The organism is Roseateles subflavus (assembly GCF_030285365.1).
In the GTDB taxonomy this organism is placed as follows: Bacteria; Pseudomonadota; Gammaproteobacteria; order Burkholderiales; family Burkholderiaceae_C; genus Roseateles_B; species Roseateles_B subflavus.
Window position 1 is genome coordinate 129750 of record NZ_JASVDS010000004.1, and the last position, 23082, is coordinate 152831.

Consider the following 23082-nt stretch of genomic DNA (forward strand, 5'->3'; position numbering starts at 1 on the left):
GCTCAGGCCGGCGGCGCGGCGGCGGTATCCCGTGCCGCCGGGACCGCATCCCCGGGCGCATCGGCCGGCTTGCCGCCGGCCGCTTCGCGCACCACGGTGACGCTGCAGTCCGATTCCGCCACCACCTGGGCCGACACGCTGCCGAGATAGCGACGCAGGGCAGAGTTGCCGCGCGCGCCCATCACGATGTGGTCCGCGCCATTGCGGGCCGCGAAGTCGATGATGGCCGAGGCCGGGTCCGGGGCCTCCAGCACGTGGAAGGTCAGGCGCCCGTCCTCCAGGTTCAGCGAGCGGCTGATGGGACGCGCCCAGTGCTTCAGCGCGACGAGCTGCTTCACGTGGACGCTCTTGCCGTCCTTGTCGGTCAGCACGTCCATGCCGATGCGCGCCGTGCGCATCACGCTCACACAGGCGAGACGCGCGCCGGGTTCGGTCTGCACGATGCGGCGCACGGTCTCGCGCAGCTGCTCCAGCAGCCCGGGGGTGGCGTTCTCGATGTCCACGGCGGCCATGATGATGGGGCTGCGCGCCACCTGTTCGCCCACGCTCGGCTGCAGCGCGGGCTCGGAGCCCAGCGCGAAGAACCAGCGCTTGAGCTCCTTGATGGCGCCGCTCTTGCTCATGCGCTCGGCCCGGCGCGTGAGCGTGATGCCCTCGGGGCGCTGCAGGTCCAGGGCCAGCTGCGCGGCGCTCTGGTAGCGACGCTCGGCCTTGACCTCCAGGCAGTGCAGGATCACCTCCTGCATCCAGGGCGGGATGTCCGGGTTGATCGCGCGCGGCGGCACGGGCTCCACATACAGCCGCCGCCGCAGCCCGCGCACCGAGGAGGGCTGGCCGAAGGGGCGTTCGCCCGTGGCCAGGTGGTAGAGCATCACGCCCAGGGCGAAGAGGTCGCTGCGCGGGTCGTTGCGCACGAACTGCACCTGCTCGGGGGACATGTACGGCCCGGTGCCCATCGGCAGGCTGAACTCCTCCTCGAGCAGGTCGGGCAGGTGGTCGTGGCGGGAGAGGCCGAAGTCGATCAGCACGGCGCTGCCGTCCGGCCGGAACATGATGTTGCTGGGCTTGATGTCCAGGTGGACCACGTGCTGGCGGTGCAGGTCCTGCAGTGCGGTGGCCACGCGGCAGCCGATCTCCACCACCTCGTCGAGCGACAGCGGCGCCTCGTCGAGCCGCGGGCGCAAGGACTGACCCTGGATGTGCTCCATCACGATGTAGGCCTGGCGCGTCCAGTCACCCCGCGCCACGTAACGCGGCACGTGAGGGCCCTTGAGCGCCGGCATCAGCATCTGCTCGACCTCGAAGCCCACGATGGTCGCCGGGTCCTCGCCGCCCTTGATGCGGGGCACCTTCATCAGCAGGGGAAAGTCCTCGCCCGGGATCGGCTCCAGCCGGGTCACGCGCCAGAGATTGGCCATGCCGCCCTGGTGCAGGCGCTCCTCGAGCCGGAAGGCGTCGAGCACCATGCCGGGCTCCAGCGGGCCGGCCGTCGGCGAGGGCAGGGCGGCGTCAGGATGGGCGGTCTTGCGGTCTTGACGGGCGGCGGTCACGCGCATGCTGGGGTCCCCGGGCTGGTGGCGATGCTCATTCTCCCTGCAGCAGACGTTGAGCCAGGCGCTCGGCGACGGTCTCGTTCAGGCCGCAGTGGCGGACCCGCGCGGCGGCGGCATCCACGTCGTAGGGTACGCGCTGGTAGCTCAGTAGACCCGTGGTCATGTCAAAGAGCGCGTAGCAGGCGGCCGGGTTGCCGTCGCGCGGCTGGCCGCAGGAACCGGGGATCACCAGCCACTGCCGGTTGGGCAGCAGGGGGATCTCCACGCCGGGGGACGGCACGAACTCGCCGGCCTTGCCGGTGCCGGAGAGGTGGTAGAGCTTGGGCTCGTGCATGTGCCCGCAGAAGGTGTAGCGGCACTGCGTGGCGTGCAGGCTGCGCATCGCCTCCAGGCGCCCCTGGATGTACTCGAAGCCCTGGGGATCGAAGGCGTTGGCGTGCACGAAGAGGCAGTCGTCGGCCTCGCGGTGCATGGGCAGGGCGGCCAGGAACGCCAGCTGCGCGGCATCCAGCTGCGAGCGGGTCCAGAGGATGGCGTCGCGGGCGTCCTCGCGCATGGTGGGCAAGGGTCCGGTGACGATGGCGCTGTCGTGATTGCCCATGACCGCGATGGCCCCCTGCTGCACGAGCTCGCGCACCTGGTCGACCACCCAGGCCGGATCGCCGCCGTAGCCGACGAGGTCCCCCAGCAGCGCGAACCGGCCCGCGCCGTGGGCCCGCGCATGCTCCAGCACGGCGCTGAACGCCTCGCGGTTGGCATGCAGGTCCGAGATCAAGGCTAGTTTCATGGATCGAGTGTCTCCCTGGACTCTGACGTCATGCTGATGCTTTCATGGCATGCTAGCGGGACGTTGCTGGGAGTTTCACGGATGGTCGTTGGCAGTTGGATGCGACCCTGGGTCGTGGTTCTGGGATCACACATGCTGGGTGCGGTACTGGCGGCCGAGGCCCACGCGGCCTGCAGCCGCCCGATGCAGGTGCCGCTCGCCCCGGTCGGGCTGAGCGTGCTGCTGCCGCCCCAGGGGCAGCCCACGGGCGTCTACCCGGAGCTGCTGCGGCAGGTGGGGGAGTCCGAGGGCTGCGTCTTCACCATGAGCACCGTGCCCCGTGCGCGTCAGGAGCTGATGTTCGAGCGAGGCCAGGCGGACCTGCTCGTGCCGGCGAGCCGCACGCCGCGGCGCGACGAGTTCGGCGAGTTCGTCCCCCTGATCCAGTCACGGGCCATGGTCATCACTCTGAACGCCGAGCGGCCGCTGCCCACGACGCTCAAGGCGCTCGTGCAGGCGACGGAGCTGCGGGTGGTCCTGGTGCGCGGTTTCGACTTCGGGGATGCCTACCAGGCCGCTGTGAAGGAGCTCACGCGCCAGGGGCGGCTGCGCCTGGAGGCCGACACGGTGTCGGTGGCGCGGGTGCTGGATGGCGGCGGCGCGGACGTCACCGTGATGGCGCCGTCGATCCTGGTCAGTGCCCTGCACGCCGACGAGCGTGTGAGCCATCTGCTCGGCCGCCTGCGGCTGGGCGCCGTGGACGAGCTGGGATGGAACGACAGTGGGATCTACCTCTCCCGCGCGGCCCTGAACGAGGGCGACCGGCGGCACCTGCAGGACTCCCTGGACAAGGCCGCCCGCAGCGGCCTGGTCTGGAAGCTGTTCCGGCAGTTCTACCCGGCAGGGGCGATGGACGGCAGCCTGAGGCCGCGGTACTGAGACCGAGGTACTGAGACCGAGGTACTGAGGGCCGGCCCGGGCCACGCCGTCAGAATAGGGCCTGGATCTTGTCGTCGAAGTTGAGGGTGTTCAGCACCCAGCCCGTCGGAGTCTGGTAGAAGTAGAAATTCCAGCGCATCAGGTGCTTCTCGTGCCGGCAGATCTGCACGATCCGCATGACGTGCTCGCCCGCATGGTCCTCACGGATGAACTCGGCGCCGACCGGCTTGCCGTAGCGCATCTCCAGCATCGGGGTCTGGAGCCTGGCCTGCACGATCATGGCCTCGACTTCCGGCTCCGGCGTGGCGAGGTAGGGCTTCGCCAGCCGGAGGCCGGCCTCCATGTCGCCTTTCGCGATCAGCGCCATGACGCGATCGCTCAGCTCACGATTGGCGGCGCTGTCCTTGAGCCGGGTCTGGGCCTGCGCCGCGCCGACGAACGCCAGCGCGGCCATCGCCAGGGCGAGGAAGGAGGGGATGGATCGCATGCGTGCTCCCTGAATGCCTGTTATGGCGCGGGAGTACCGCCGGGGATCCGCTCCCGGCGGGGGAGGGACTGCCCTGAGCTTCAGCCAATCCTGCCGAGCAGCAGGTACTCCATGAGCGCCTTCTGCACGTGCATGCGATTCTCCGCCTCGTCCCAGACGACGGACTGCGGACCGTCGATGACGTCGGCCGCCACCTCCTCGCCGCGATGCGCCGGCAGGCAGTGCATGAAGAGCGCGTCGGGCTTGGCCACGGCCATCATCTCGGCATCGACGCACCAGTCGGCAAAGGCGGTGCGGCGGGCTTCGTTCTCCGCCTCGTAGCCCATGCTGGTCCAGACGTCGGTGGTGACGAGGTCGGCGCCGCGGCAGGCTTCCATGGGGTCGGCGAAGACCTTGTAGCAGTCGGGATTGCTGATGCCGGCGACCTTGGGATCGACGCCATAGCCGCTGGGCGTGCTCACGTGCACCGTGAAGCCGAGGATCTCGGCGGCCTGCAGCCACGTGTTGGCCATGTTGTTGCCATCGCCCACCCAGGCCACGACGCGGCCCTTGAGGCAGTCCATGTCGATGCCGCCGCGGCGGTCCATGCCCCGCGCCTCGAGGAAGGTGAACAGGTCTGCGACGATCTGGCAGGGGTGGAACTCGTTGGTCAGGCCATTGATGACCGGCACGCGCGAGTGCGCCGCGAAGCGCTCGATCTTGCTTTGCTCGAAGGTGCGGATCATCACCAGGTCCACCATGCGGCTGATGACGCGGGCGCTGTCCTCCACCGGCTCGGCACGGCCCAGCTGGCTGTCGCCGGTGGTGAGATGCACGACCGAGCCGCCCATCTGGTACATGCCGGCCTCGAAGCTCACGCGCGTGCGGGTGCTGGCCTTCTCGAAGATCATGGCCAGCGTGCGATCCTGCAGCGGCTGGTACTTCTCGTAGTTCTTGAAGCGACGCTTGATGATGGAGGCGCGCTCGAACAGGTGGGCGTACTCTTCGGCGCGGAAATCCTTGAACTGCAGGTAGTGACGCATGAGGCTGTCCCCGGGCTTCATGCCTGGGTCTCCGAGAGGAATTGCTTGATCACGGGCACGAGCAGGCTCACGACCTGCGCGGCTTCTTCACTCGACAGGATGAGGGCCGGCACGAGGCGCACCACGCGGTCGGCCGTGACGCTGACCATCAGCCCGGCGTCGGCGCAGCGGCCCAGCAGCGCACCTGCGGGGCGGTCCAGCTCGATGCCCAGCATCAGGCCCTGGCCACGCACCTCGCGCACGCCCGCCACGCCGGCGAGCTCGCGCTCCAGGCCGGCCTTGAGCTCGGCACCGACCCGGGCGGCATTGGCCAGCAGGCCTTCCTCTTCCATCAGGCGCAGGGTCTCCACGCCGGCACGCATCGCCAGCGGATTGCCACCGAACGTGGTGCCGTGGTTGCCCGGCTGCATGACCTTGGCCGCACGCGGGCCGCAGACGACCGCACCCACGGGCACGCCGGAGCCGAGGCCCTTGGCCAGGGGCATGACGTCGGGCAGGATGCCGGCCCACTGATGGGCGAACCACTGGCCCGTGCGGCCGATGCCGCACTGCACCTCGTCCAGCATCAGCAGCAGGTCGCGGCGGTCGCACACGGCCCGCAGCTGCTGCAGGAAGTCGATGCGGGCCGGCTTCACGCCGCCTTCGCCCTGGATGGTCTCCAGGAAGATGGCCGTGATGTTCGGGTGGGCGTCCAGGGCCTGCTCGACGGCGGCGATGTCATTCAGCGGCACACGGACGAAGCCGGGCACCAGCGGGCCGAAGCCGGCATGGATCTTGGGATTGGCCGTGGCCGACAGCGTGGCCAGCGAGCGGCCGTGGAAGGCGCCCTCGAAGACCAGGATCTCGGGGGTCTCGTTGCCGCGGTCGGTGCCGAACTTGCGGGCGATCTTGATCGCGGCCTCATTGGCCTCGAGGCCCGAGTTGCAGAAGAAGGCATTGCTGAGGCCGGACAGCTCGACCAGCTTGGCGGCGAGCGCCTCCTGCAGCGGCACGTGGTAGTAGTTGCTGCAGTGGATCATCTTGCCGATCTGCTCCTGCAGCGCCGGCACCAGCTTCGGATGGGCATGGCCCAGCGTGTTCACCGCGATGCCGCCCAGCGCATCCAGGTATCGTCGGCCGTTCACGTCCCAGACCCAGACACCCTGGCCGTGCGACAGCGCGATCGGCAGGCGGCCATAGGTTTGCATCACATGCGGTTCGGACGGGGCGGCGGGCGCAGCGGCGTTCATCAACTCTCCAGGTCGGATGGTGCGGAAAAAGCGGGCCCGGCCCCGGGACGGCGATCGTGGCGCGGCCGACGGTCGCGGCGGGTCTTCAGGAGACCGGCGCCGGAGCGTCAATCCAGCGTCAGGCCGGGAGCCGATGATTCTAAGGTTGCCCCTGGGTGGCTGCGGGTTTTCGCGAAGAAGTGCCAGGCAAAAGTTGGCCCTTCGTCACCGCGCCGTGCTGCGGCGCAACACATCCAAGGCACAATAGCGGTTTGCCGTTCACCCTGATGTCCGGGCGGCCGCCGTTTCCATCCATGACCCAAGTCCCCAAGCCCCGCGAAGTGTTCATCCAAGGCGTGACCCTGGAAGGGCGCACGTTCCGTCCCAGCGACTGGGCGGAGCGTCTGGCGGGGGCGATGTCCTGCTTCCGCCCCGGTGGCGCGAAGGCCGGCATCGGGGCCCACATCGGCTACTCGCCCTACTGCGTGCCGCGGGTCATCAATGGCATCAAGTGCGTGATCGTCAATGAGGAACTGAAGAACCTCGAGCCCATGGCCTGGGACTTCGTCATGAACTTCGCCCGGGACAACCACCTGCAGGTCGCCGAGGCCTGCCTGCTGCCCGAGCGCGGCGAGCGCTGAGCTCCGCCCGCCGTCAGTCCCTGTCCTGACCCGCGCGATGCCGCCTCGGCGGCTCCTGTCCATGGCTTCTCTGTGTCGTCCTCAGGCGTCGCGCTGACGCGTGCGCCGGCTGCGCCACAGGGCGAGGCATTCGGCACCGCCCCAGAGCAGCAGGCCGGTGGCGACCCGCAGGCGGTGGCGCCAGCGCAGGGGCGGGTGAGGCGGAGTGGTTTGCATGGTGTCGCCGTGGCGTCGTCGATGAATCGTCGAAGAGTCTTCCATGAGGGCCGGCCGGTGCGATCGGTGGCGAGACTCAGGCAAGGCTATCGGCGCCGCATGACGCCGCCGTGGCATCGCCCTGGGCTGTTCGGCGCATGGTGGGCGAGGGCGGGGCTGGCTATGCTGCGCGCTGCCCCTCGCGGGCGGCGTTCCCGCCACCCGTGCCGCTTCTCCTGCCCCTGCGTCGCCCACCTTGCTGGAATCCCTGCACCTGCTTGACCGCCTGCAATCGCAGTCGCTGGGGCTGCTGGAGCGGCGTGACGTCGCCGTCGTGGTCGCCGCCGGGCGCGAACTGCCCGTGCCCGTGCTGAGTCTGGGCAATGCCTCGCCGGATGTCCCTGCCATCGGCTACTTCGGCGGGGTGCATGGCCTCGAGCGCATCGGCAGCCAGGTGGTGCTGTCGTTCCTGGCCAGCCTCGTCTCGCGACTGCGGTGGGACGACCTGCTGCACGAGCAGCTGCGCGGCCTGCGCATGGTCTTCATGCCCCTCGTGAACCCGGGGGGCCTGCTGCTGGGGACGCGGGCCAACCCGGCGGGCGTCGATCTCATGCGCAATTCGCCGGTGGAAGCTGAGCGCCCGGTGCCCGTTCTGGTGGGCGGGCAGCGCCTCAGCCCGTCCCTGCCCTGGTACCGCGGGGAAGCGGGTGCCAAGATGCAGCCGGAAGCGCAAGCCCTTTGTCAGGTGGTGTGTGACGAACTGTTGCGCCACCGCGCCGCGCTGTCCATTGACTGCCATTCCGGCTTCGGCCTCGATGACAGAATCTGGTTCCCGTTCGCATGCAGCACAAGGCCGATCACGCACTTGCCGGAAATGCTGGCCCTGAGCGAACTGCTGGACCAGACCCACGCCCAGCACCGTTACGTGTTTGAGCCGCAGAGCCGGCAATACCTGACGCATGGGGATTTGTGGGATTACCTGTATCTGGAATCCTGCCAAATGCCCGAACGTGTGTTTCTTCCCCTGACGCTGGAGATGGGTTCCTGGGTCTGGGTCAAGAAGAATCCCCGCCAGCTCTTTTCCCGGGACGGCATCTTCAACCCCAAGGTCAGCCACCGTCAGCAGCGCGTGCTGCGCCGGCATCTGGTGTGGCTCGACTTCTGCGCGCGGGCCGCGTTCAGCATGCCGCGCTGGCTGCCGTCGGCCGACGGGCGGGAGGCCGTGCGCGAGCGCGCCCTCGACCGCTGGTACCGCGGAGCGCGTGCATGAGCGGCGGCACCCCCGCCGGCGTGCCGGGCGCGACCTGGGTCCTGCTGCGCGGGCTCACCCGCGAGGCCGGCCATTGGGGGCCATTCCCGCGGCAGATGGCGCAGGTGCTCGAGGCTTCCCAGGGGGCGGTGCGTGTGCTGACGCCAGACCTTCCGGGCAACGGCGTTCGTCACCGGGAGAGAAGCCCGACGGACATCGCCGACATGGTCGAGGACCTGCGGCGCCAGGTGCGCGAGGCCGGTGTCGTGGGGCCGGTCCACGTGCTGGCCCTGAGTCTGGGCGGCATGGTGGCGGCGGAGTGGGCGCAGCGCTATCCGGGCGAGCTGGCGTGCGCGGTGCTGGTGAGCACCAGCATGAAGCCGTTCAGCCCCTTCTTCCGGCGCCTGCGGCCGACCAACTACCTGAGACTGGTCTCGATGAGCCTGCTGCGCTTTGCGGCGCGCTGGCGCGAGCGCCACGTCCTGCAGCTCACGTCCCAGCTGATGAACACCTCGGACGAGGTGCTCGACGCGTGGGTGCGGCTGCATCGCGAGCACCCGGTGAGCGGCGCCAATGTGCTGCGCCAGCTCTGGGCGGCGATGCGCTACCGGGCGAGCCGCGCGCGGCCGCGCGTCCCCATGCTGCTGCTGTGCGGGCAGGGGGACATGCTTGTGGACTGGCGCTGCTCGCAGGCGGTCAGCCGCGGCTGGGGGCTGCCGCTGCGCATGCACACCCGGGCCGGGCACGACATCCCGCTGGATGACCCCGACTGGGTGTTGCGGGCGGTGCGCGACTGGCTCGACAAGCGTGAGTTCATGAATGGCGGCGCCACGCAGCCGATGGAGCTGGAGACCGTGCCGATGCCCATGCCGATGTCCTGATCCGCGGTCGGGAGGCTCGCTCAGGCCGGTCCGCAAGACGCCGATCGGCCCCTGGGGGCGAGGCAACGGAGCGGGGGGTGCGAAGGCAGGCCGGGCGTCAGGCGACGGGTGTCACGCCGGCGGACCAATGGAAAAGGCCCGCCAGAGGCGGGCCTTTCATTTCTTTGCACCAGGACTGGTGGTTCAGGCAGCCAGTGCCTTGATCTTGGCGGACAGGCGGCTCTTATGACGAGCAGCCTTGTTCTTGTGGAAGATGCCCTTGTCGGCGACCGAGTCGATCACGGCCTGGGCAGTCTTGAACAGTTCAGCAGCCTTGGTCTTGTCGCCAGCGACCACGGCCTTTTGCACGTTCTTGATGACGGTGCGGAATTTGGAGCGCAGAGCCGTGTTGGCGGCGTTCAGCTTGACGTCCTGGCGAGCGCGCTTGCGGCCCGATGCCAAACGGACGGTTTTCTTCTTGGCTTTGGAAGAGCTTGCCATGTTCTTTGTTAATCCAGTTGGTGCAAAGACCGCGAGTATAGCACTTGCAAATGCAGTTTCATAGGCCCGACCTACAAAATCGGCCATCTCGCGAAGGAAGGGGTGCATTCTAGACCAAGGCGAGCCCCCGCAGCGCCGCGCCGCCTTCGCTCATAATCGCCGCCCGTCCCGCCTGCACTGGTGAGGCGCCCTGGCGGCCAGGGCGCGGCCGATCCCGGCCCTCCAGTGGCCGGGGGATCCGAAAGAGACGGTATTCCTGATGAGCCTGCTGCGTTCCGCATCCCTGATTTCCGTGCTGACCCTGGCTTCCCGCATCACGGGTCTGGTGAGAGAGCAGATGGTGGCAGGCCTGTTCGGCGCCAATGCGATGACGGACGCCTTCCTGGTGTCCTTCCGGATCCCGAACCTGCTGCGGCGCCTCTTCGCGGAAGGGGCTTTCTCCCAGGCCTTCGTGCCGGCGCTGGCCGCCACCCGGGCCAAGCATGGCGACGAGGCCACGAAGGACCTGGTCGACGCCGTGGCCACCGTCCTGGCCTGGGCCCTCGTGGCCACCTGCGCCCTGGGCGTGCTGGCGGCGCCGCTGCTCGTGTGGGCGCTCGGGTCGGGCATGCCGCCGCAGGGCCACGACGCCGCCGTCGTCATGACGCGCTGGACCTTTCCCTACATCGGCTGCATGTCCCTCGTGGCGCTGTCGGCCGGCGTGCTGAACACCTGGCGCCGCTTCATGGTGCCCGCCGTGACGCCGGTGCTGCTGAACCTCAGCTGCATCGTCGTGGGCTACCTCCTGGCGCGCCAGCTGCCGGCCTGGGGCTACCCGGGCATCTATGCCATGGCCATCGGCGTGATGCTCGGCGGCGTGCTGCAGCTGGCGGTGCAGGTGCCTGCGCTGCGCCGGATCGGCATGCTGCCCCGCATCGGCCTCAGCTGGGCGGCGCTGCAGCGGGCTCGCCACCACGGCGGCGTGCTCCAGATCCTCAAGCAGATGGGACCGGCGCTGCTGGGCGTGGGCGTCTCCCAGGTCTCGCTGCTGATCAACACGCAGATCTCCAGCCACATCGCCGAGGGGGCGACCTCGTGGCTTAACTACGCGGACCGCCTGATGGAGTTCCCCATCGGCCTGCTCGGCGTGGCGCTGAGCGCGGTGCTGACGCCGCAGCTGGCGGCGGCGCAGGCGAGCGAGGAGGGCGAGCGCTACTCGGCGCTGCTGGACTGGGGGTTGCGCATGGTGATGCTGCTGGCGCTGCCCTGCGCCGTGGCGCTGCTGGCGTTCGCGGAGCCGCTGGTGGCCGTGCTCTACCACCGGGGCGCCTTCCATGCGGACGACGTGGCCCGCACGGCGCAGGCCGTGATGGGCTGGGGCGTGGGTCTGCTGGGGCTGGTGGCGATCAAGGTACTGGCCCCGGGCTTCTATGCGCGCCAGGACAGCGCCACGCCGGCCCGCATCGCCATCGGGGTGCTGGTCCTGACGCAGGTCTTCAATCTGGTGCTCGTGCCGACCATCGGTGTGGCGGGGCTGGCGCTGTCCATCGGCCTCGGGGCGCTGGTCAATGCGGCGGTGCTGCTGCGTGGCCTGCGCCGGCGCGGGGCCTACACCCCGGCCCCGGGCTGGTGGGTGTTCACGGGGCGCGTGCTGCTGGCCTGCGCCGCCATGGGCTTGCTGCAAGCGTGGCTGGGGAGGGCGCTGGACTGGGTCGAGCTCGGCCGCCACGAGGGGCAGCGGGCCGCCTGGATGGCCCTGAGCCTGGCCGGCTCGGCCGTCGTGTACTTCGCCGTGCTGGCGGCCTCCGGCCTCAAGCTGCGGGAATTTGCACGTCGCCACTGAGGCGGAGGAAGATGCGCCCATGACTGCCTTTCTGGACCTGGCCGAGGTCGACCCGCTGGACTATTTCGCCCGCCTGGTGGCCGAGGACGAGAGCCTGCCCCTGCTGGAGGCCGCCGCCGCGATCGCCCAGGACGACGACCCGCGGCTCGACGTGCAGCAGCTGCTGGCGGACGTCGATGCCCTGGCGCTGAAGCTCCGCCAGCGCCTGCCCGCCGATGCGGCGGCCAGCCAGCGCCTGCGCCTCCTGAACCACTTCTTCTTCCAGGAGCAGGGCTTCGCCGGCAATGTCAACGACTACTACGCCGCCGCCAATTCCTACCTGCACGCGGTGCTGCAGTCCCGCCGCGGGATTCCCATCAGCCTGAGCCTGCTCTACACGGAGCTGGCGCTGCAGCTGGGGCTGAGGGCGCGCGGCATCTCCTTCCCGGGGCATTTCCTCGTCTGCCTGCAGCTGCCGGCGGGCGAGGTGGTGATGGATGTCTTCCACGGCCGTTCGCTGTCCCGCGATGCCCTGGAGGAGCTGCTGCACCCGCTGCGGGAGCGTGCGGGGGTCAGTGATCCGGCGGACCTGCCGCTGGAGCTCTTCCTGCAGCCCTGCAGCCCGCGACAGTGGCTGGCGCGCATGCTGCGCAACCTGAAGGAGATCCATCGCCGCTGCGGAGACTGGATGCGCCTGCTGCAGGTGCAGCACCGCCTCCTGATCCTCCTGCCCGGGGATGCGGAGGAGCTGCTGGACCGCGCCCACACCCTGGAGCGGCTGATGCAGTGGCCCGAGGCCGTGGCGGACTACGAGCAGGTGCTGCGCCTGGGGCCGTCCGCCGAGATGGCCCAGCAGGCCGAGGAGCGGCTGGCGCGGCTGCGGCAGTCGCCGGATGGCCGCCTGCTGCATTGAGACCCGGCCCGGGCCGCTCTGAACAGCCCCTAGAATCCGGGCCTGTCCCGCCGGCCTTCGTGGCCCATGGGCACCCGCCCCCTCGTCGGCCCCCGGCCGTCGCCCACCGCACCACCGCATGACCCTGAGCAAGACCCAACGCTACGCGCTGGCCTGGACGGCCCTGGCCCTGCTGTGCCTGGGCCTGGTCTGGATGCTGTCGCCCGTGCTCGCGCCCTTCCTGACGGCGGGGATCCTGGCCTACGTCCTGAGTCCCGCGGTCGACGCGCTGACCCGTCGGCGCGTGCCGCGCCTGCTTGCGGTCGTCCTCGTGGAGCTGGCGGCGGGCGTGGCGCTGCTGTCGCTCTTCCTGCTGCTGCTGCCCATCCTCAGCCGCGAGCTGCCGCAGCTGCGCGAGCAGATCCCGGTGCTGGCCAATGCGCTCAACAAGCATGTGTCCCCCTGGCTGGCCCAGCATGGCGTGCACGTGGCCCTCGACACCGCCAGCATCAAGGCCTTCGTGCTCAAGTACCTGGATGCGAACCTTGAAGACTGGCTCGCCACGGCCCTGAGCTCGGCCCGCATCGGCGGCAGCTTCGTGCTGGCCATCGTGGGCAATGCCGTGCTGCTGCCGGTGGTCCTCTTCTACCTGCTGCATGACTGGCACAGCCTGCTGGCCCGCGCCTGGGCCCTGGTGCCGCCGCGCCTGCGGCCGCCCGTGGGGCACTTCCTGACGGAGTGCGACGCCATGCTGGGCCAGTACCTGCGCGGCCAGCTGCTCGTGATGCTGCTGCTGGCGGCCTACTACAGCGTCGCCCTGTTCATCGCCGGCTTCGACCTGGCGCTGCCCGTGGGCATCTTCACCGGCCTGGCCGTGTTCATTCCCTACCTCGGTTTCGGCCTCGGCCTGCTGCTGGCGCTCATGGCGGCGCTGCTGCAGTTCGCCAGTCTCTACGGCCTGCTGGCCGTGGCGGTGGTGTTCAGCCTGGGTCAGTTGCTGGAGAGCTTCGTGCTGACGCCCCGTCTGGTGGGCGAGCGCATCGGCCTGTCCCCGCTGATGGTGATCTTCGCCCTGCTGGCGTTCGGCCATCTCTTCGGCTTTGTCGGCGTGCTGATCGCCTTGCCCGTGTCCGCCCTGGGGGTGGTTGCCGCGCGCCGTCTGCGCGAGGCCTACCTGTCCAGCGCCTTGTATCAGAGTCCCCGGTCTTGAAGCAGATTCCGCTGGCGCTCGGTCCCGAGCCGCACTATTCCTTCGACAACCTCCTGCCCGGCGCGAACGAAGCGGCCCTGGCCCATCTGCAGTCGCTGCGGCCGGGCGAGCCGCCGGTCTTTCTGTGGGGGCAGGCCGGCTGCGGCAAGACGCACGTGCTGCGCGCCCTGGCGCAGTCCTGGCAGGCCGCGGGCGCCCAGGTCGGCTGGTATGACGCCGAGACCCCGCTGCCGTGGGAGCTGCCCGCCCATCCGAGCCTGCTGCTGCTGGATGACTGCGACCGCTTCGACCCTGGCCAGCAGCACGCGGCCTTCACGCTGTTCGTCGAGGCGGCGACGCAGGGCCTGGCCGTGGTCAGCACCGGCGTGGCGCCGCCCATCGACCTCGACCTGCGCGAGGACCTGCGCACCCGCCTGGGCTGGGGGCCGACGTATGCCCTGCAGCCGCTGCCGGAAAGCGAGATGCGCGCCGCGCTGCGCCGCGAAGCCGACCGCCGCGGCATCGTCCTGGCCGACGAGGTGATGGACTACCTGCTGACCCGTTTCGCCCGCGATCTGAAGCATCTGATGGGCCTGCTGGACCAGCTGGATGAATTCGCACTGGCCAACAAGCGCGCCGTGACGGTGCCGCTGCTGCGCCAGATGCTGCTGGACCAAGGAAGCTGAGCCATGAATCTCGCCCTGTTCGACCTCGACGGCACCCTGATTCCCGGGGATTCCGACCACGCCTTCGGGCAGTTCATGGTGGCGATCGGCTGGGCGGGCGGCGAGGCCTGGGCGCAGCGCAACGACGAGTTCTTTGCCCAGTACCAGGCCGGCAGCCTCAATCTCGACGACTACATCGCCTTCGCGACCTCGGTGTGGCGTTCGCGTCCCCTGGAGGAGGCTCTGGCGGCGCGCGAGCGCTTCATGGCCGAGGTGATGGCCCCCTTGATGCGCGACAATGCGCGAGCTCTGGTGCGCGAGCACCAGGAGCGCGGTGATTTGGTGGCCATCGTGACTGCCACCAACGAGTTCGTGACCACGCCCATTGCCGAGGCCTTTGGCGTGCCTGATCTGATCGCGGTGCAGCTGGAGCGTGATGCTGCCGGCCGCTACAACGGGGCCATCCGCGGCGTGCCGTCCTTCCAGGCCGGCAAGATCGTGCGCGTCGAGCAGTGGCTGGCCGGGCAGGGGCGGGCGCTGAAGGACTTCGAGCACGTGCATTTCTACAGCGACTCGGTGAACGACCTGCCCCTGATGGAGCGTGTCAGCCACCCGGTCGCGACCAACCCCTCGGAGGCCCTGGCGCAGATCGCCAAGGCCCGGGGCTGGCCCATCCTGAATCTGTTTGCATGATCAAGAACCTGATTGACAAGCTGCTGGGCAAGCCCGGCAAACCTGGTGCCAAGGCGAGTGCCAAGGCCAAGCCGGACGGCGGCGCCAAGTCCGGGGCCCATGCCCTGGGCAAGCGCGTCGAGATCGGCGCGGCCGAGCACGGCATCGACCCGGAGCTGCTGGACGACCGCGCCGTCAAGGTGGTGCGCACGCTGAGCGAGGCCGGCTTCGAGGCCTACATCGTCGGCGGCGCCGTGCGGGACCTGCTGCTGGGCCGCCGCCCCAAGGACTTCGACGTCGCGACGAACGCCACGCCGGAGCAGGTCAAGGCCCTGTTCCGCCGCGCCTTCATCATCGGCCGCCGCTTCCGCATCGTGCACGTGGTGTACGGCCGCGGGCGCGAGCACGAGGTGATCGAGGTCTCGACCTTCCGCGCGCTGCTGGCCAACGAGGCGGCCGAGCAGGTCAGCGGCAACGAGAAGACCTCCAAGGACGAACTCGCCGGCAAGAGCCATGTGGTGGACGCCAGCGGCCGCGTGCTGCGGGACAACGTCTGGGGCCCGCAGATCGAGGATGCGGCGCGCCGCGACTTCACGATCAACGCCATGTACTACGACCCGCAGCGCGAGCTGGTGGTCGACTACCACGGCGGCTTTGCCGATGTGAAGAAGCGCGTGCTGCGCATGATCGGCGACCCGGAGACCCGCTACCGCGAGGACCCGGTGCGCATCCTGCGCGGCGTGCGCTTCGCGGCCAAGCTCGGCTTCGAGCTCGAGCCCAAGACCCGTGCGCCCCTGAAGGCGACGATCCCGCTGCTGCAGAACGTGCCCATTTCGCGCATGTTCGACGAGATGATCAAGCTGCTGCAGACGGGCCACTCGCTCGCCAGCCTGGACGAGCTGCGCAAGCAGGGCCTGGGCCGCGGCGTGTTCTCCATCCTGGATGCCGTGCTGGACGAGCAGGGCGCGCTGCCCGACGAGGCCCGTGGCCACTTCGTGCGCCGCGCCCTGGAAGACACCGACCTGCGCGTGGCCGAAGGCCGCAGCGTGGCGCCGAGCTTCATGCTGGCCTGCATGCTGTGGCACGAGGTGCAGGGCCGCTGGCAGCGCCTGCGCGAGGCCGGTGAACCCGCCGTGCCCGCGCTGCAGCAGGCCATCGATCTGGTCTTCGATGCCCGCATCGGCGACATCTCCGGCCGCGGCAAGCTGGCCGCGGACATGCGCGAGATCTGGATGATGCAGCCGCGCTTCGAGCGCCGCACCGGCAACGGCCCCTACAGCCTCGTCGAGCAGCCCCGCTACCGCGCCGGCTTCGACTTCCTGCTGCTGCGCGCGGAAGTGGGCGATCTGGACATGGCCCTCGTCGACTGGTGGGAAGACTTCGCCCTGGGCAGCGACGAAGAGCGCCGCGCCCTGGTGGAGCAGGTGCGCGAGAGCGAACGCCACCAGCGCAAGGGCGGCGCGAGCCGCGTGCGCCAGGTGGCCAAGGGTTCGATCAGCGGGGAGCCGCGAGGCGAGTCCCGCAGCGCCGCCGCGGCCGACGAGGCCTCGGATGACGCCGACGCGGACGACCGCCACGACGGGGACGATGCCGAGGACGGTGCCGCCGAGCGCGAGGCCGCGCCTGCCCGCAAGCGCCGCCGTCGTCGCAAGCCGCGCAGTGGTGGTGGTGGCGGGGCGCCCGCCCCCTCGGACGCCGGCTGATCGCCCGGCGACAGGGCCCATGTCGTCACGATGAAGGCCTACATCGGCCTCGGCGCCAACCTGGGGGATCTGTCCGCCACGCTGCGGGCGGCCCTCGAGGCGCTGTCCGAGCTGCCCGACAGCCGGCTGCTGGCCGTGTCCTCCGGGTGGCGAAGCGCGCCGGTGGATGCGGGCGGGCCGGACTTTCTCAACGCCGTGGCCTGCCTCGACACCGCGCTGGCGCCGCTGGCGCTGCTGGATGCCCTGCAGGCCATCGAGCAGGCCCACGGCCGTGAGCGTCCCTACCGCAATGCCCCGCGGACGCTGGATCTCGACCTCCTGCTGATCGAGGGCCAGGCCTGGTCCGACGAGCGCCTGCAACTGCCCCATCCCCGCCTGCACGAGCGCGCCTTCGTGCTGTGCCCCCTGCTGGAGCTGGCGCCGGAGCTGGCGCTGCCTGGCCTCGGCCGGCTTCAGACGCACCTGGCCGCCGTGGCGGATCAGCGACTGCACCACGACGGGGCACTGTGGCCCCAGCCCGGAAGCGCCTCCCGCCCCGGGTGACTCCAGGAGTTCTCCCATGCCCGTCTTCAGCTGGTCGGCCCTGACCTCCGGCGCCTCGCTCGTCTACTGGCAGACCATCGGCCTGCTGCTGCTCTCCAACGTCTTCATGACCTTCGCCTGGTACGGGCACCTGAAGGACCTGGCCGCGCGCCCGTGGTGGATCGCCGCCCTGGTGAGCTGGTGCATCGCGCTGTTCGAGTACCTGCTGCAGGTGCCGGCCAACCGCATCGGCTACGCCGGCGGCATCAGCCTGGCGCAGCTGAAGATCACGCAGGAGGTGCTGACCCTGGCGGTCTTCGTGCCGTTTTCGATGTTTTTCATGGGGCAGCCCTTCAAGACCGACTACCTCTGGGCGGGGCTGTGCCTGCTCGGAGCGGTCTACTTCATCTTCCGCAGCGCCTGACGCGCCGGCGGGGAAGGGCTGTGGTGCGGACCTGACCGTCATCAAGCGTCATGGAACTGTCACAGTTCGTGCGCTACTCGCCATTACACTTCCGCCTTTGCCGCGTTTTCGTGACACGGCAATGACCATTTCTTTAAATCTCACCCCGATTGACTCACTGTGGACGGAGGTTGGCTCACCGGCCGGCCTTTTCTGCCAGGAGAACCCATGCTGTTCGGCAAGCTGCTGCCCAAAGAGGGCAATTTTTTTGAGCTGTTCAACGATCACGGTACCCAGATCGTCGAAGGTGCCCGCGCCTTCATGGCCATGTGCGAGAACTACAGCGACATCACGCTGCGCGAGAAGTTCGCGGCCGAGGTGGACGCCCACGAGCATCACGCGGACCGCGTGACGGCCGAGGTCAATCGCCTGCTGCATCGCACCTTCATCACGCCGATCGACCGCGAGCAGATCCACAGCCTGATCAATGCCATGGACGACATCCTGGACCTGCTCCAGGACTCCAGCGAGACGATGCAGCTCTATGACGTGCGCTCGATCCCCGAGGACGTCCTGCGCCTGGCCGAACTCTCGGCCAAGTGCTGCGAGCGCGTGCAGCATGCCGTCACGCTGCTGCCCAAGCTGAGCCAGCCGCAGACGGCCGAGGCCGCCATCAAGACCTGCGAAGAGATCGACAAGCTCGAGTCCGACGCCGACCGCGTGATGCGCTCCGCCATGTCCCGCCTGTTCCGCGAGCAGGAGGACGTGCGCGAGCTGATCAAGCTCAAGGCCATCTACGAGCAGCTCGAGTCCATCTCCGACCGCTGCGAGGACGTCGCCAACCTGATCGAGGGCATCGTCCTCGAGAACTCCTGACGCGCCTCGATTCATGGAAGCCATCAACGTCGCGTTCTGGGTCGTCGTGCTGCTGGTCGTGCTGGCCGTGCTGTTCGACTTCATGAACGGTTTTCATGACGCCGCGAACTCCATCGCCACGGTGGTCTCCACCGGGGTGCTGAAGCCGCAGCAGGCGGTGCTGTTCGCCGCCTTCTTCAACGTCATCGCCATTGCCTTCTTCCAGCTCAACGTGGCCGCCACCATCGGCAAGGGCATCGTCGAGCCGGGGATCGTGGACCACCACATCGTCTTCGGGGCGCTGATCGGGGCCATCACCTGGAACCTGATCACCTGGTACTACGGCATTCCGTCGAGTTCCTCGCATGCACTGATCGGCGGCATCGTGGGCGCCGTGATCGCCAAGGTCGGCGTGCAGGGCCTGGTGGCGAAGAAGATCGGCATCACGGTGCTGTTCATCTTCGTGTCGCCGGTGCTGGGCTTCGTGCTCGGCTCGCTGCTCATGGTGGCCGTGGCCTGGCTGTTCCGTCGCTCCTCGCCGCTGCGCGTGGACAACTGGTTCCGTCGCCTGCAGCTGGTGTCGGCCGGTCTCTACAGCCTGGGTCACGGCGGCAATGACGCGCAGAAGACCATCGGCATCATCTGGATGCTGCTGATGGCGGCAGGCTATGCCGAGATGGGAGCCAAGATGCCCCCGACGTGGGTCATCTGGGTCTGCTACCTGGCCATCGGTGCCGGCACCATGTTCGGCGGCTGGCGCATCGTGCAGACCATGGGCCAGAAGATCACCAAGCTCAAGCCCGTCGGCGGCTTCTGTGCCGAAACCGGCGGCGCGCTGACGCTGTTCCTGGCGACGGCGCTGGGCGTGCCGGTCTCGACCACGCACACCATCACCGGTGCCATCGTCGGCGTGGGCTCCACCCAGCGGGCCTCGGCCGTGCGCTGGGGCGTGGCGGGCAACATCGTCTGGGCCTGGATCTTCACCATCCCGGCGTCGGCCTTCGTGGCCGGGCTGTGCTACTGGATCAGCTTCAAGCTGTTCTGATCGATCGCCCCTCGCGGGCATCCAGCAGAAAAAGGCCCCGTTGCCATGGCAGCGGGGCCTTTGTCATTCAGGCGGCGTGTCAGGACGCCGGGGATGCCGGGCCGGCCGGGGTGGGGGCTACTGGCTCAACGCTTTGGCCGCCTCGGCCTGGCTCTCGAAATAGCGCTGGGCCGAGAAGGCGATGGTGGTCATCAGGCAGGCGCCCCCGACCATCAGGCAGGCCACGACGCCGATGACGGCGCCCCAGCCGCTCGCGCGGCCGCTCCGCCCCCCGTTTCGGAGCTGGTCCCAGCGCTCGTCCGGCGTGAGGCCCCAGACGATGCCCTGCAGCATGGCGATGGACAGCATCAGCCCGAGCCAGGGCATCAGCACCCAGGCCAGGCGGTCGTCCTGCCCGAGGGTGTCCATGCGGTGGATGCCGTACAGCCCGATGAGGCTGGGCCAGGGGTGAAGCCAGGCCAGCTTGTCCTTGAGGCCGTGGACGTAGAGGCGATGCACCCCGAAGGCGCCCAGGCCGAGCGCGAGCCAGGTCGCGACCGTCTTGGAGCGGTAGGGGACGCGGTCTTGCGCCGTGCTCATGCCTGCTCCGCCGGGGTGCTGTCACCCTGGCCCAGCGGGCGCTGCATCAGCACCACGTCGAGCCATCGACCGAACTTCCAGCCGGAGGACTTCAGCAGGCCCGTCGGCTCGAAGCCGAGTGCCCGGTGCACGCCCACGGAGCCATGGTTCTGGGAGTCGCCGATCACGGCCAGCATCTGGCGCGCCCCCGCGCGTTCGCACTGGGCGATGAGCTCGGCCAGCAGCAGGCGGCCGACGCCCTGACCCTGGGCCGCCGGCGCGAGGTAGATCGAGTCTTCGACGCAGAAGCGGTAGGCGAGGCGGGGGCGGAAGTAGTTGGCGTAGGCATAGCCCAGCACCTCGTCGCCGCGCACGGCCACCAGGTAGGGCAGGTTCCGCGACAGCACCTCGGCACGGCGGCGGGTCATCTCGGCGACGTCCGGGACGTCGGTCTCGAAGGTGCCGGTGCCGTGCAGCACGGCGTGGGCGTAGATGGCCTGGATCGCCGGAAGGTCGGACTCCAGGCTCGGGCGGATCAGCAGCGGGGCAGTGTGGGACATGGCGAAGCCCGGCGAAAGCCGGGCGGTGACGGGGAGGGGAGGCGGCTGCCGGCGCGGTGGCACCGACGTCGGCAGGCCTTGGCAGGGGCGGGAAACTCGCGGCGCAAGATTCTCTGCAGCATATTACTGCCAAGGAGAGAAATACGAGTTTATAATGCCGGGTTTTGGTGCTGGTCGCGGGAGACTCGCGGCGTATCTACGGTACCAACAATCGGAGCATCCCGGAAGCCTTCTTGAGCGGAAGGGGTGCGCAAATGGTCTGCTCGCCCTGAGTGTCTCCTGGTGCGGTAGAACGCTTCAACTCAAAGGATTCATCATGGTCGTGATTCGACTGGCTCGCGGCGGCTCTAAGAAGCGCCCCTTCTACAACATCGTCGTCGCCAACAGCCAAGAGCGCCGTGACGGCCGCTTCATCGAGCGCGTGGGCTTCTACAACCCCGTGGCTTCCGGCGCTGCCGAAAGCCTGCGCGTGGCGCAAGACCGCGTGGCCTACTGGGTCGGCGTGGGCGCCCAGCTGTCGCCCACCGTGACCCGTCTGGTCGACCAGGCCAAGAAGGCCGCCTGAGCGGCTGCTGTCTGACTGACAACGGACCTTGCGCGTGACCACATCCGACGCTTCCTCCGCCGTCCCTGCTGCTGATGCGGCCTGGCCGGACGACGCCATCGAGGTCGCGCGCATCGCCGACGCCTGGGGTATCAAGGGCTGGTTCAAAGTCCATGCCCATTCCACGGATCCCCAGGCGATCTTCGCGACCCGGCGCTGGTTCCTGAAACCACCCGAGACCGCGATCGCAGGCAAGGGCGTGCCCGGCCTGCTCAAGATTCTCTCCCTGCGCGAGCACGGTGATGGCCTCGTGGCCAGCGCCGAAGGCGTCTCCGACCGCAATGCGGCCGAAGCCCTGCGCGGTGCTCGCGTGTTTGTCTCCCGCACGCACTTCCCCAAGGCCGACCCGGACGAGTTCTACTGGGTGGACCTCGTGGGCCTGAGCGTCGTGAACCGCCAGGGCGAGACCCTCGGCGACGTGATCGGCCTGCTCGACACCGGCCCGCATGCCGTGCTGCGCATCCAGCCCCCCGGCCTGACGGCACCCGTCAAGCCCGAGCAGGAGCGCCTGGTCCCCTTCGTGTCCGCCTTCGTCGATGACGTGAGCCTCGCCGAGCGCCGCATCACGGTGGACTGGGGTCTGGACTTCTGAGTCGCGCCGCCCACGGCCTTCTGCGCGTCCCGTTGCGCTCCTCGCATGCGCTTCGACCTCATCACCCTGTTTCCTGAGCTGTTCGCCCCGCATCTGTCGGTGGGCGTGACGCGGCGTGCCTTCGAGAGCCGCCAGGTCGACGTCCAGTTCTGGCCGCTGCGCGACTACGCCGAGGACAACTACCGTCGCGTCGACGACCGCCCCTATGGCGGCGGCCCGGGCATGGTCATGCTCGTGGAGCCGCTGGAGCGTGCGCTGGCCGCCGTGCGGGTGGCCCGCGAGGCGAGCGGGGTGGACGGCGGCGCGCCGCCGCAGATCATCCACTTCAGCCCCACGGGCCGCACGATGGACCAGGCCCTGGTGCGCGAGCTGGCCCAGGGGCCGGGCGCCGTGCTCCTGTGCGGTCGCTACGAGGGCATGGACCAGCGCTTCCTGGACCGCCACGTCACGCTGGAGGTGAGTCTCGGGGACTTCGTCCTGAGCGGCGGCGAGTTGCCCGCCCTGGCCCTGCTGGACGCCGTGGCGCGACTGCAGCCGGGCGTGCTCAACGACGCTGCCTCCCATGAGCAGGACAGCTTCTCCGACGGCCTGCTGGACTGCCCGCACTACAGCCGCCCCGAGGTCCTGCAAGGCCTGCCGGGCCAGACCGAGCCGCTGCCGGTGCCACCGGTGCTGCTCTCGGGGCACCATGCCCAGATCGCCCGCTGGCGTCGCGAGCGCTCGCTGGAGCTCACCTGGCGCCGTCGTCCGGAGCTGATCGAAGCAGCGCGGGCGGCCGGCCAACTCAGCAAAAAGGACGAGGCCTTCCTCAAGTCCTTGATTGAATGAGCTTTTCGGCTACAATCATGGGCTTTTCGCGATCCTCTACCGGGCGGAAGTGAGGTCAAGCAGGCGAGAGCCAGCGCTGACGTGCGGACCCAGACCTTGATGTGCTGAGTCAGCCTCTTCCAGGAATGCAGGCCAGTTCGGGCCGGTTCCAGTCAATTTCGGGTGCGCCGGCATGATCACCAGGAGATCGATGTGAATCTGATCCAGACCCTTGAGCAAGAAGAAATTGCTCGCCTGAACAAGACCATCCCCGCTTTCGCCCCCGGCGACACGGTGATCGTCAGCGTCAACGTCGTTGAAGGCACGCGCAAGCGTGTGCAGGCCTACGAAGGCGTCGTGATTGCCAAGCGCAACCGCGGCCTGAACTCCAGCTTCATCGTCCGCAAGATTTCGAGCGGCGAAGGCGTGGAACGTACCTTCCAGCTGTACAGCCCGCTGATTTCGTCCATCGAAGTCAAGCGTCGCGGCGATGTGCGCCGTGCCAAGCTGTACTACCTGCGTCAGCGTTCGGGCAAGTCCGCTCGAATCAAGGAAAAGCTGGCCTGATGGCCGGTCGTGGGCTGATCTTCGGATCGACCCGCGAGAGCCGCCCGGGTCGCAAGGCCCCGGCGGCTTTTTTCATGCCTGCAGCCGGGCCTTGCCCCCCGCGGTGATCGCCCGGCGAAGGCCCGGCGCTCTCGCGCTCATGATTCGCGTCCCGCGAAGTCCGTCACTCCCCTTGGCGACGTCGCGCCCGACACCGGACGCCTGATCGGGCGTCATTTCGGTTATG

At 69.0% G+C, this 23082-nt stretch carries 27 protein-coding genes; 18 read left to right on the plus strand and 9 right to left on the minus strand.

Annotated elements, in window-relative coordinates; translation table 11 throughout:
* Nucleotides 1-2: 2 nt before the first annotated feature.
* A complete protein-coding gene (locus QRD43_RS14945; RefSeq protein ID WP_342399044.1) occupies nt 3-1556 on the minus strand; it encodes a serine/threonine protein kinase in 1554 nt (517 codons plus the stop codon).
* Between the two features lie 28 nt (nt 1557-1584).
* A complete protein-coding gene (locus QRD43_RS14950) occupies nt 1585-2340 on the minus strand; it encodes a metallophosphoesterase family protein (protein ID WP_285983303.1) in 756 nt (251 codons plus the stop codon).
* 132 nt (nt 2341-2472) lie between these two features.
* On the opposite strand from QRD43_RS14950, the gene QRD43_RS14955 reads away from it, so the two are divergent.
* On the plus strand, nt 2473-3258 hold the full coding sequence (locus tag QRD43_RS14955) for a substrate-binding periplasmic protein (protein ID WP_285983304.1): 786 nt from the start codon (nt 2473-2475) through the stop codon (nt 3256-3258).
* Between the two features lie 49 nt (nt 3259-3307).
* On the opposite strand, the gene QRD43_RS14960 is transcribed toward QRD43_RS14955, so the two are convergent.
* The 3 genes from QRD43_RS14960 to QRD43_RS14970 form a co-directional block, all read right to left on the minus strand.
* Nucleotides 3308-3745 carry a hypothetical protein gene (locus tag QRD43_RS14960; RefSeq protein ID WP_285983305.1) on the minus strand — a complete coding sequence of 146 codons (438 nt, stop codon included), beginning with the start codon at nt 3743-3745 and terminating at the stop codon, nt 3308-3310.
* An 80-nt stretch (nt 3746-3825) separates the two neighbouring features.
* A complete protein-coding gene (gene argF, locus QRD43_RS14965; RefSeq protein ID WP_285983306.1) occupies nt 3826-4788 on the minus strand; it encodes an ornithine carbamoyltransferase in 963 nt (320 codons plus the stop codon).
* Nucleotides 4785-5996: an aspartate aminotransferase family protein gene (locus tag QRD43_RS14970; RefSeq protein WP_285983307.1), complete on the minus strand. Its 1212-nt coding sequence runs from the start codon at nt 5994-5996 to the stop codon at nt 4785-4787. Before QRD43_RS14970 ends, argF begins: the two co-directional genes overlap by 4 nt.
* A 293-nt stretch (nt 5997-6289) precedes the next feature.
* Between QRD43_RS14970 and QRD43_RS14975 the strand changes: the two genes are divergently transcribed.
* Nucleotides 6290-6616 (plus strand): DUF3579 domain-containing protein, encoded by a 327-nt coding sequence (locus tag QRD43_RS14975; RefSeq protein WP_285983308.1) that lies wholly within the window; start codon nt 6290-6292, stop codon nt 6614-6616.
* Between the two features lie 81 nt (nt 6617-6697).
* Here QRD43_RS14975 and QRD43_RS14980 read toward each other — a convergent pair whose 3' ends face one another.
* On the minus strand, nt 6698-6832 hold the full coding sequence (locus QRD43_RS14980; protein WP_285983309.1) for a hypothetical protein: 135 nt from the start codon (nt 6830-6832) through the stop codon (nt 6698-6700).
* A gap of 235 nt (nt 6833-7067) precedes the next feature.
* On the opposite strand from QRD43_RS14980, the gene QRD43_RS14985 reads away from it, so the two are divergent.
* Nucleotides 7068-8081: a M14 family zinc carboxypeptidase gene (locus QRD43_RS14985; RefSeq protein WP_434063886.1), complete on the plus strand. Its 1014-nt coding sequence runs from the start codon at nt 7068-7070 to the stop codon at nt 8079-8081.
* Nucleotides 8078-8941 carry an alpha/beta fold hydrolase gene (locus QRD43_RS14990; protein WP_285983310.1) on the plus strand — a complete coding sequence of 288 codons (864 nt, stop codon included), beginning with the start codon at nt 8078-8080 and terminating at the stop codon, nt 8939-8941. The genes QRD43_RS14985 and QRD43_RS14990 overlap by 4 nt, the downstream gene beginning before the upstream one ends.
* A 183-nt stretch (nt 8942-9124) precedes the next feature.
* Here the strand turns inward: QRD43_RS14990 and rpsT are convergent, their stop codons facing one another.
* A complete protein-coding gene (gene rpsT / locus QRD43_RS14995; protein ID WP_133604851.1) occupies nt 9125-9421 on the minus strand; it encodes a 30S ribosomal protein S20 in 297 nt (98 codons plus the stop codon).
* Between the two features lie 259 nt (nt 9422-9680).
* Here rpsT and murJ point away from each other — a divergent pair, with 259 nt between their 5' ends.
* The 10 genes from murJ to QRD43_RS15045 all read left to right on the plus strand — a co-directional run bounded on the left by murJ (nt 9681) and on the right by QRD43_RS15045 (nt 19168).
* Nucleotides 9681-11243 (plus strand): murein biosynthesis integral membrane protein MurJ, encoded by a 1563-nt coding sequence (gene murJ / locus QRD43_RS15000; protein ID WP_285983311.1) that lies wholly within the window; start codon nt 9681-9683, stop codon nt 11241-11243.
* Nucleotides 11244-11262: 19 nt separating this feature from the next.
* Nucleotides 11263-12135, plus strand: a complete 873-nt coding sequence (locus QRD43_RS15005) for a SirB1 family protein (RefSeq protein WP_285983312.1) — start codon at nt 11263-11265, stop codon at nt 12133-12135.
* Nucleotides 12136-12253: 118 nt separating this feature from the next.
* Nucleotides 12254-13324: an AI-2E family transporter gene (locus QRD43_RS15010; protein ID WP_285983313.1), complete on the plus strand. Its 1071-nt coding sequence runs from the start codon at nt 12254-12256 to the stop codon at nt 13322-13324.
* The gene (gene hda / locus QRD43_RS15015) at nt 13321-13989 is read left to right on the plus strand and encodes a DnaA regulatory inactivator Hda (RefSeq protein ID WP_285983314.1); all 669 of its coding nucleotides are present in this window, start codon (nt 13321-13323) and stop codon (nt 13987-13989) included. Before QRD43_RS15010 ends, hda begins: the two co-directional genes overlap by 4 nt.
* A 3-nt stretch (nt 13990-13992) precedes the next feature.
* A complete protein-coding gene (locus QRD43_RS15020) occupies nt 13993-14661 on the plus strand; it encodes a histidinol-phosphatase (RefSeq protein ID WP_285983315.1) in 669 nt (222 codons plus the stop codon).
* Entirely contained in the window at nt 14658-16343 is a 1686-nt protein-coding gene (pcnB, locus tag QRD43_RS15025; protein WP_285983316.1) for a polynucleotide adenylyltransferase PcnB, read from the plus strand. The genes QRD43_RS15020 and pcnB overlap by 4 nt, the downstream gene beginning before the upstream one ends.
* Nucleotides 16344-16373: 30 nt before the next feature.
* Nucleotides 16374-16886 carry a 2-amino-4-hydroxy-6-hydroxymethyldihydropteridine diphosphokinase gene (gene folK, locus QRD43_RS15030; RefSeq protein WP_285983317.1) on the plus strand — a complete coding sequence of 171 codons (513 nt, stop codon included), beginning with the start codon at nt 16374-16376 and terminating at the stop codon, nt 16884-16886.
* A 16-nt stretch (nt 16887-16902) separates the two neighbouring features.
* Nucleotides 16903-17289 carry a DMT family protein gene (locus tag QRD43_RS15035; RefSeq protein WP_285983318.1) on the plus strand — a complete coding sequence of 129 codons (387 nt, stop codon included), beginning with the start codon at nt 16903-16905 and terminating at the stop codon, nt 17287-17289.
* Nucleotides 17290-17496: 207 nt separating this feature from the next.
* A complete protein-coding gene (locus QRD43_RS15040; protein ID WP_285983319.1) occupies nt 17497-18144 on the plus strand; it encodes a DUF47 domain-containing protein in 648 nt (215 codons plus the stop codon).
* Nucleotides 18145-18157: 13 nt separating this feature from the next.
* Nucleotides 18158-19168 carry an inorganic phosphate transporter gene (locus QRD43_RS15045; protein ID WP_285983320.1) on the plus strand — a complete coding sequence of 337 codons (1011 nt, stop codon included), beginning with the start codon at nt 18158-18160 and terminating at the stop codon, nt 19166-19168.
* A gap of 117 nt (nt 19169-19285) precedes the next feature.
* Here QRD43_RS15045 and QRD43_RS15050 read toward each other — a convergent pair whose 3' ends face one another.
* Together QRD43_RS15050 and QRD43_RS15055 are read right to left on the minus strand one after the other, a co-directional pair.
* Complete coding sequence (locus tag QRD43_RS15050) at nt 19286-19747, minus strand: hypothetical protein (protein WP_285983321.1); 462 nt, start codon at nt 19745-19747, stop codon at nt 19286-19288.
* On the minus strand, nt 19744-20286 hold the full coding sequence (locus tag QRD43_RS15055; RefSeq protein ID WP_285983322.1) for a GNAT family N-acetyltransferase: 543 nt from the start codon (nt 20284-20286) through the stop codon (nt 19744-19746). Before QRD43_RS15055 ends, QRD43_RS15050 begins: the two co-directional genes overlap by 4 nt.
* A gap of 316 nt (nt 20287-20602) precedes the next feature.
* On the opposite strand from QRD43_RS15055, the gene rpsP reads away from it, so the two are divergent.
* The 4 genes from rpsP to rplS all read left to right on the plus strand — a co-directional run bounded on the left by rpsP (nt 20603) and on the right by rplS (nt 22856).
* Nucleotides 20603-20851, plus strand: a complete 249-nt coding sequence (gene rpsP / locus QRD43_RS15060; RefSeq protein WP_285983323.1) for a 30S ribosomal protein S16 — start codon at nt 20603-20605, stop codon at nt 20849-20851.
* Between the two features lie 34 nt (nt 20852-20885).
* On the plus strand, nt 20886-21482 hold the full coding sequence (gene rimM, locus QRD43_RS15065) for a ribosome maturation factor RimM (RefSeq protein ID WP_285983324.1): 597 nt from the start codon (nt 20886-20888) through the stop codon (nt 21480-21482).
* Between the two features lie 45 nt (nt 21483-21527).
* Complete coding sequence (gene trmD, locus QRD43_RS15070) at nt 21528-22310, plus strand: tRNA (guanosine(37)-N1)-methyltransferase TrmD (RefSeq protein ID WP_285983325.1); 783 nt, start codon at nt 21528-21530, stop codon at nt 22308-22310.
* Nucleotides 22311-22502: 192 nt separating this feature from the next.
* Nucleotides 22503-22856 (plus strand): 50S ribosomal protein L19, encoded by a 354-nt coding sequence (gene rplS / locus QRD43_RS15075; RefSeq protein ID WP_183104516.1) that lies wholly within the window; start codon nt 22503-22505, stop codon nt 22854-22856.
* Nucleotides 22857-23082 lie beyond the last annotated feature (226 nt).

Excerpts from the sequence above, each read along its gene's own strand:
- rpsP (WP_285983323.1), top strand. The coding sequence starts at position 20,603 with ATGGTCGTGATTCGACTGGCTCGCGGCGGCTCTAAGAAGCGCCCCTTC.
- QRD43_RS15050 (WP_285983321.1), bottom strand. The coding sequence starts at position 19,747 with ATGAGCACGGCGCAAGACCGCGTCCCCTACCGCTCCAAGACGGTCGCG.
- folK (WP_285983317.1), top strand. The coding sequence starts at position 16,374 with ATGAAGGCCTACATCGGCCTCGGCGCCAACCTGGGGGATCTGTCCGCC.
- murJ (WP_285983311.1), top strand. The coding sequence starts at position 9,681 with ATGAGCCTGCTGCGTTCCGCATCCCTGATTTCCGTGCTGACCCTGGCT.
- QRD43_RS15040 (WP_285983319.1), top strand. The coding sequence starts at position 17,497 with ATGCTGTTCGGCAAGCTGCTGCCCAAAGAGGGCAATTTTTTTGAGCTG.
- QRD43_RS14945 (WP_342399044.1), bottom strand. The coding sequence starts at position 1,556 with ATGCGCGTGACCGCCGCCCGTCAAGACCGCAAGACCGCCCATCCTGAC.
- QRD43_RS15045 (WP_285983320.1), top strand. The coding sequence starts at position 18,158 with ATGGAAGCCATCAACGTCGCGTTCTGGGTCGTCGTGCTGCTGGTCGTG.
- QRD43_RS14975 (WP_285983308.1), top strand. The coding sequence starts at position 6,290 with ATGACCCAAGTCCCCAAGCCCCGCGAAGTGTTCATCCAAGGCGTGACC.
- pcnB (WP_285983316.1), top strand. The coding sequence starts at position 14,658 with ATGATCAAGAACCTGATTGACAAGCTGCTGGGCAAGCCCGGCAAACCT.
- QRD43_RS14990 (WP_285983310.1), top strand. The coding sequence starts at position 8,078 with ATGAGCGGCGGCACCCCCGCCGGCGTGCCGGGCGCGACCTGGGTCCTG.
- QRD43_RS15055 (WP_285983322.1), bottom strand. The coding sequence starts at position 20,286 with ATGTCCCACACTGCCCCGCTGCTGATCCGCCCGAGCCTGGAGTCCGAC.
- QRD43_RS14980 (WP_285983309.1), bottom strand. The coding sequence starts at position 6,832 with ATGCAAACCACTCCGCCTCACCCGCCCCTGCGCTGGCGCCACCGCCTG.
- QRD43_RS15035 (WP_285983318.1), top strand. The coding sequence starts at position 16,903 with ATGCCCGTCTTCAGCTGGTCGGCCCTGACCTCCGGCGCCTCGCTCGTC.
- QRD43_RS14955 (WP_285983304.1), top strand. The coding sequence starts at position 2,473 with ATGCTGGGTGCGGTACTGGCGGCCGAGGCCCACGCGGCCTGCAGCCGC.
- trmD (WP_285983325.1), top strand. The coding sequence starts at position 21,528 with ATGCGCTTCGACCTCATCACCCTGTTTCCTGAGCTGTTCGCCCCGCAT.
- QRD43_RS15005 (WP_285983312.1), top strand. The coding sequence starts at position 11,263 with ATGACTGCCTTTCTGGACCTGGCCGAGGTCGACCCGCTGGACTATTTC.
- QRD43_RS15010 (WP_285983313.1), top strand. The coding sequence starts at position 12,254 with ATGACCCTGAGCAAGACCCAACGCTACGCGCTGGCCTGGACGGCCCTG.
- argF (WP_285983306.1), bottom strand. The coding sequence starts at position 4,788 with ATGAAGCCCGGGGACAGCCTCATGCGTCACTACCTGCAGTTCAAGGAT.
- QRD43_RS14950 (WP_285983303.1), bottom strand. The coding sequence starts at position 2,340 with ATGAAACTAGCCTTGATCTCGGACCTGCATGCCAACCGCGAGGCGTTC.
- QRD43_RS14970 (WP_285983307.1), bottom strand. The coding sequence starts at position 5,996 with ATGAACGCCGCTGCGCCCGCCGCCCCGTCCGAACCGCATGTGATGCAA.
- rpsT (WP_133604851.1), bottom strand. The coding sequence starts at position 9,421 with ATGGCAAGCTCTTCCAAAGCCAAGAAGAAAACCGTCCGTTTGGCATCG.
- QRD43_RS14960 (WP_285983305.1), bottom strand. The coding sequence starts at position 3,745 with ATGCGATCCATCCCCTCCTTCCTCGCCCTGGCGATGGCCGCGCTGGCG.
- QRD43_RS15020 (WP_285983315.1), top strand. The coding sequence starts at position 13,993 with ATGAATCTCGCCCTGTTCGACCTCGACGGCACCCTGATTCCCGGGGAT.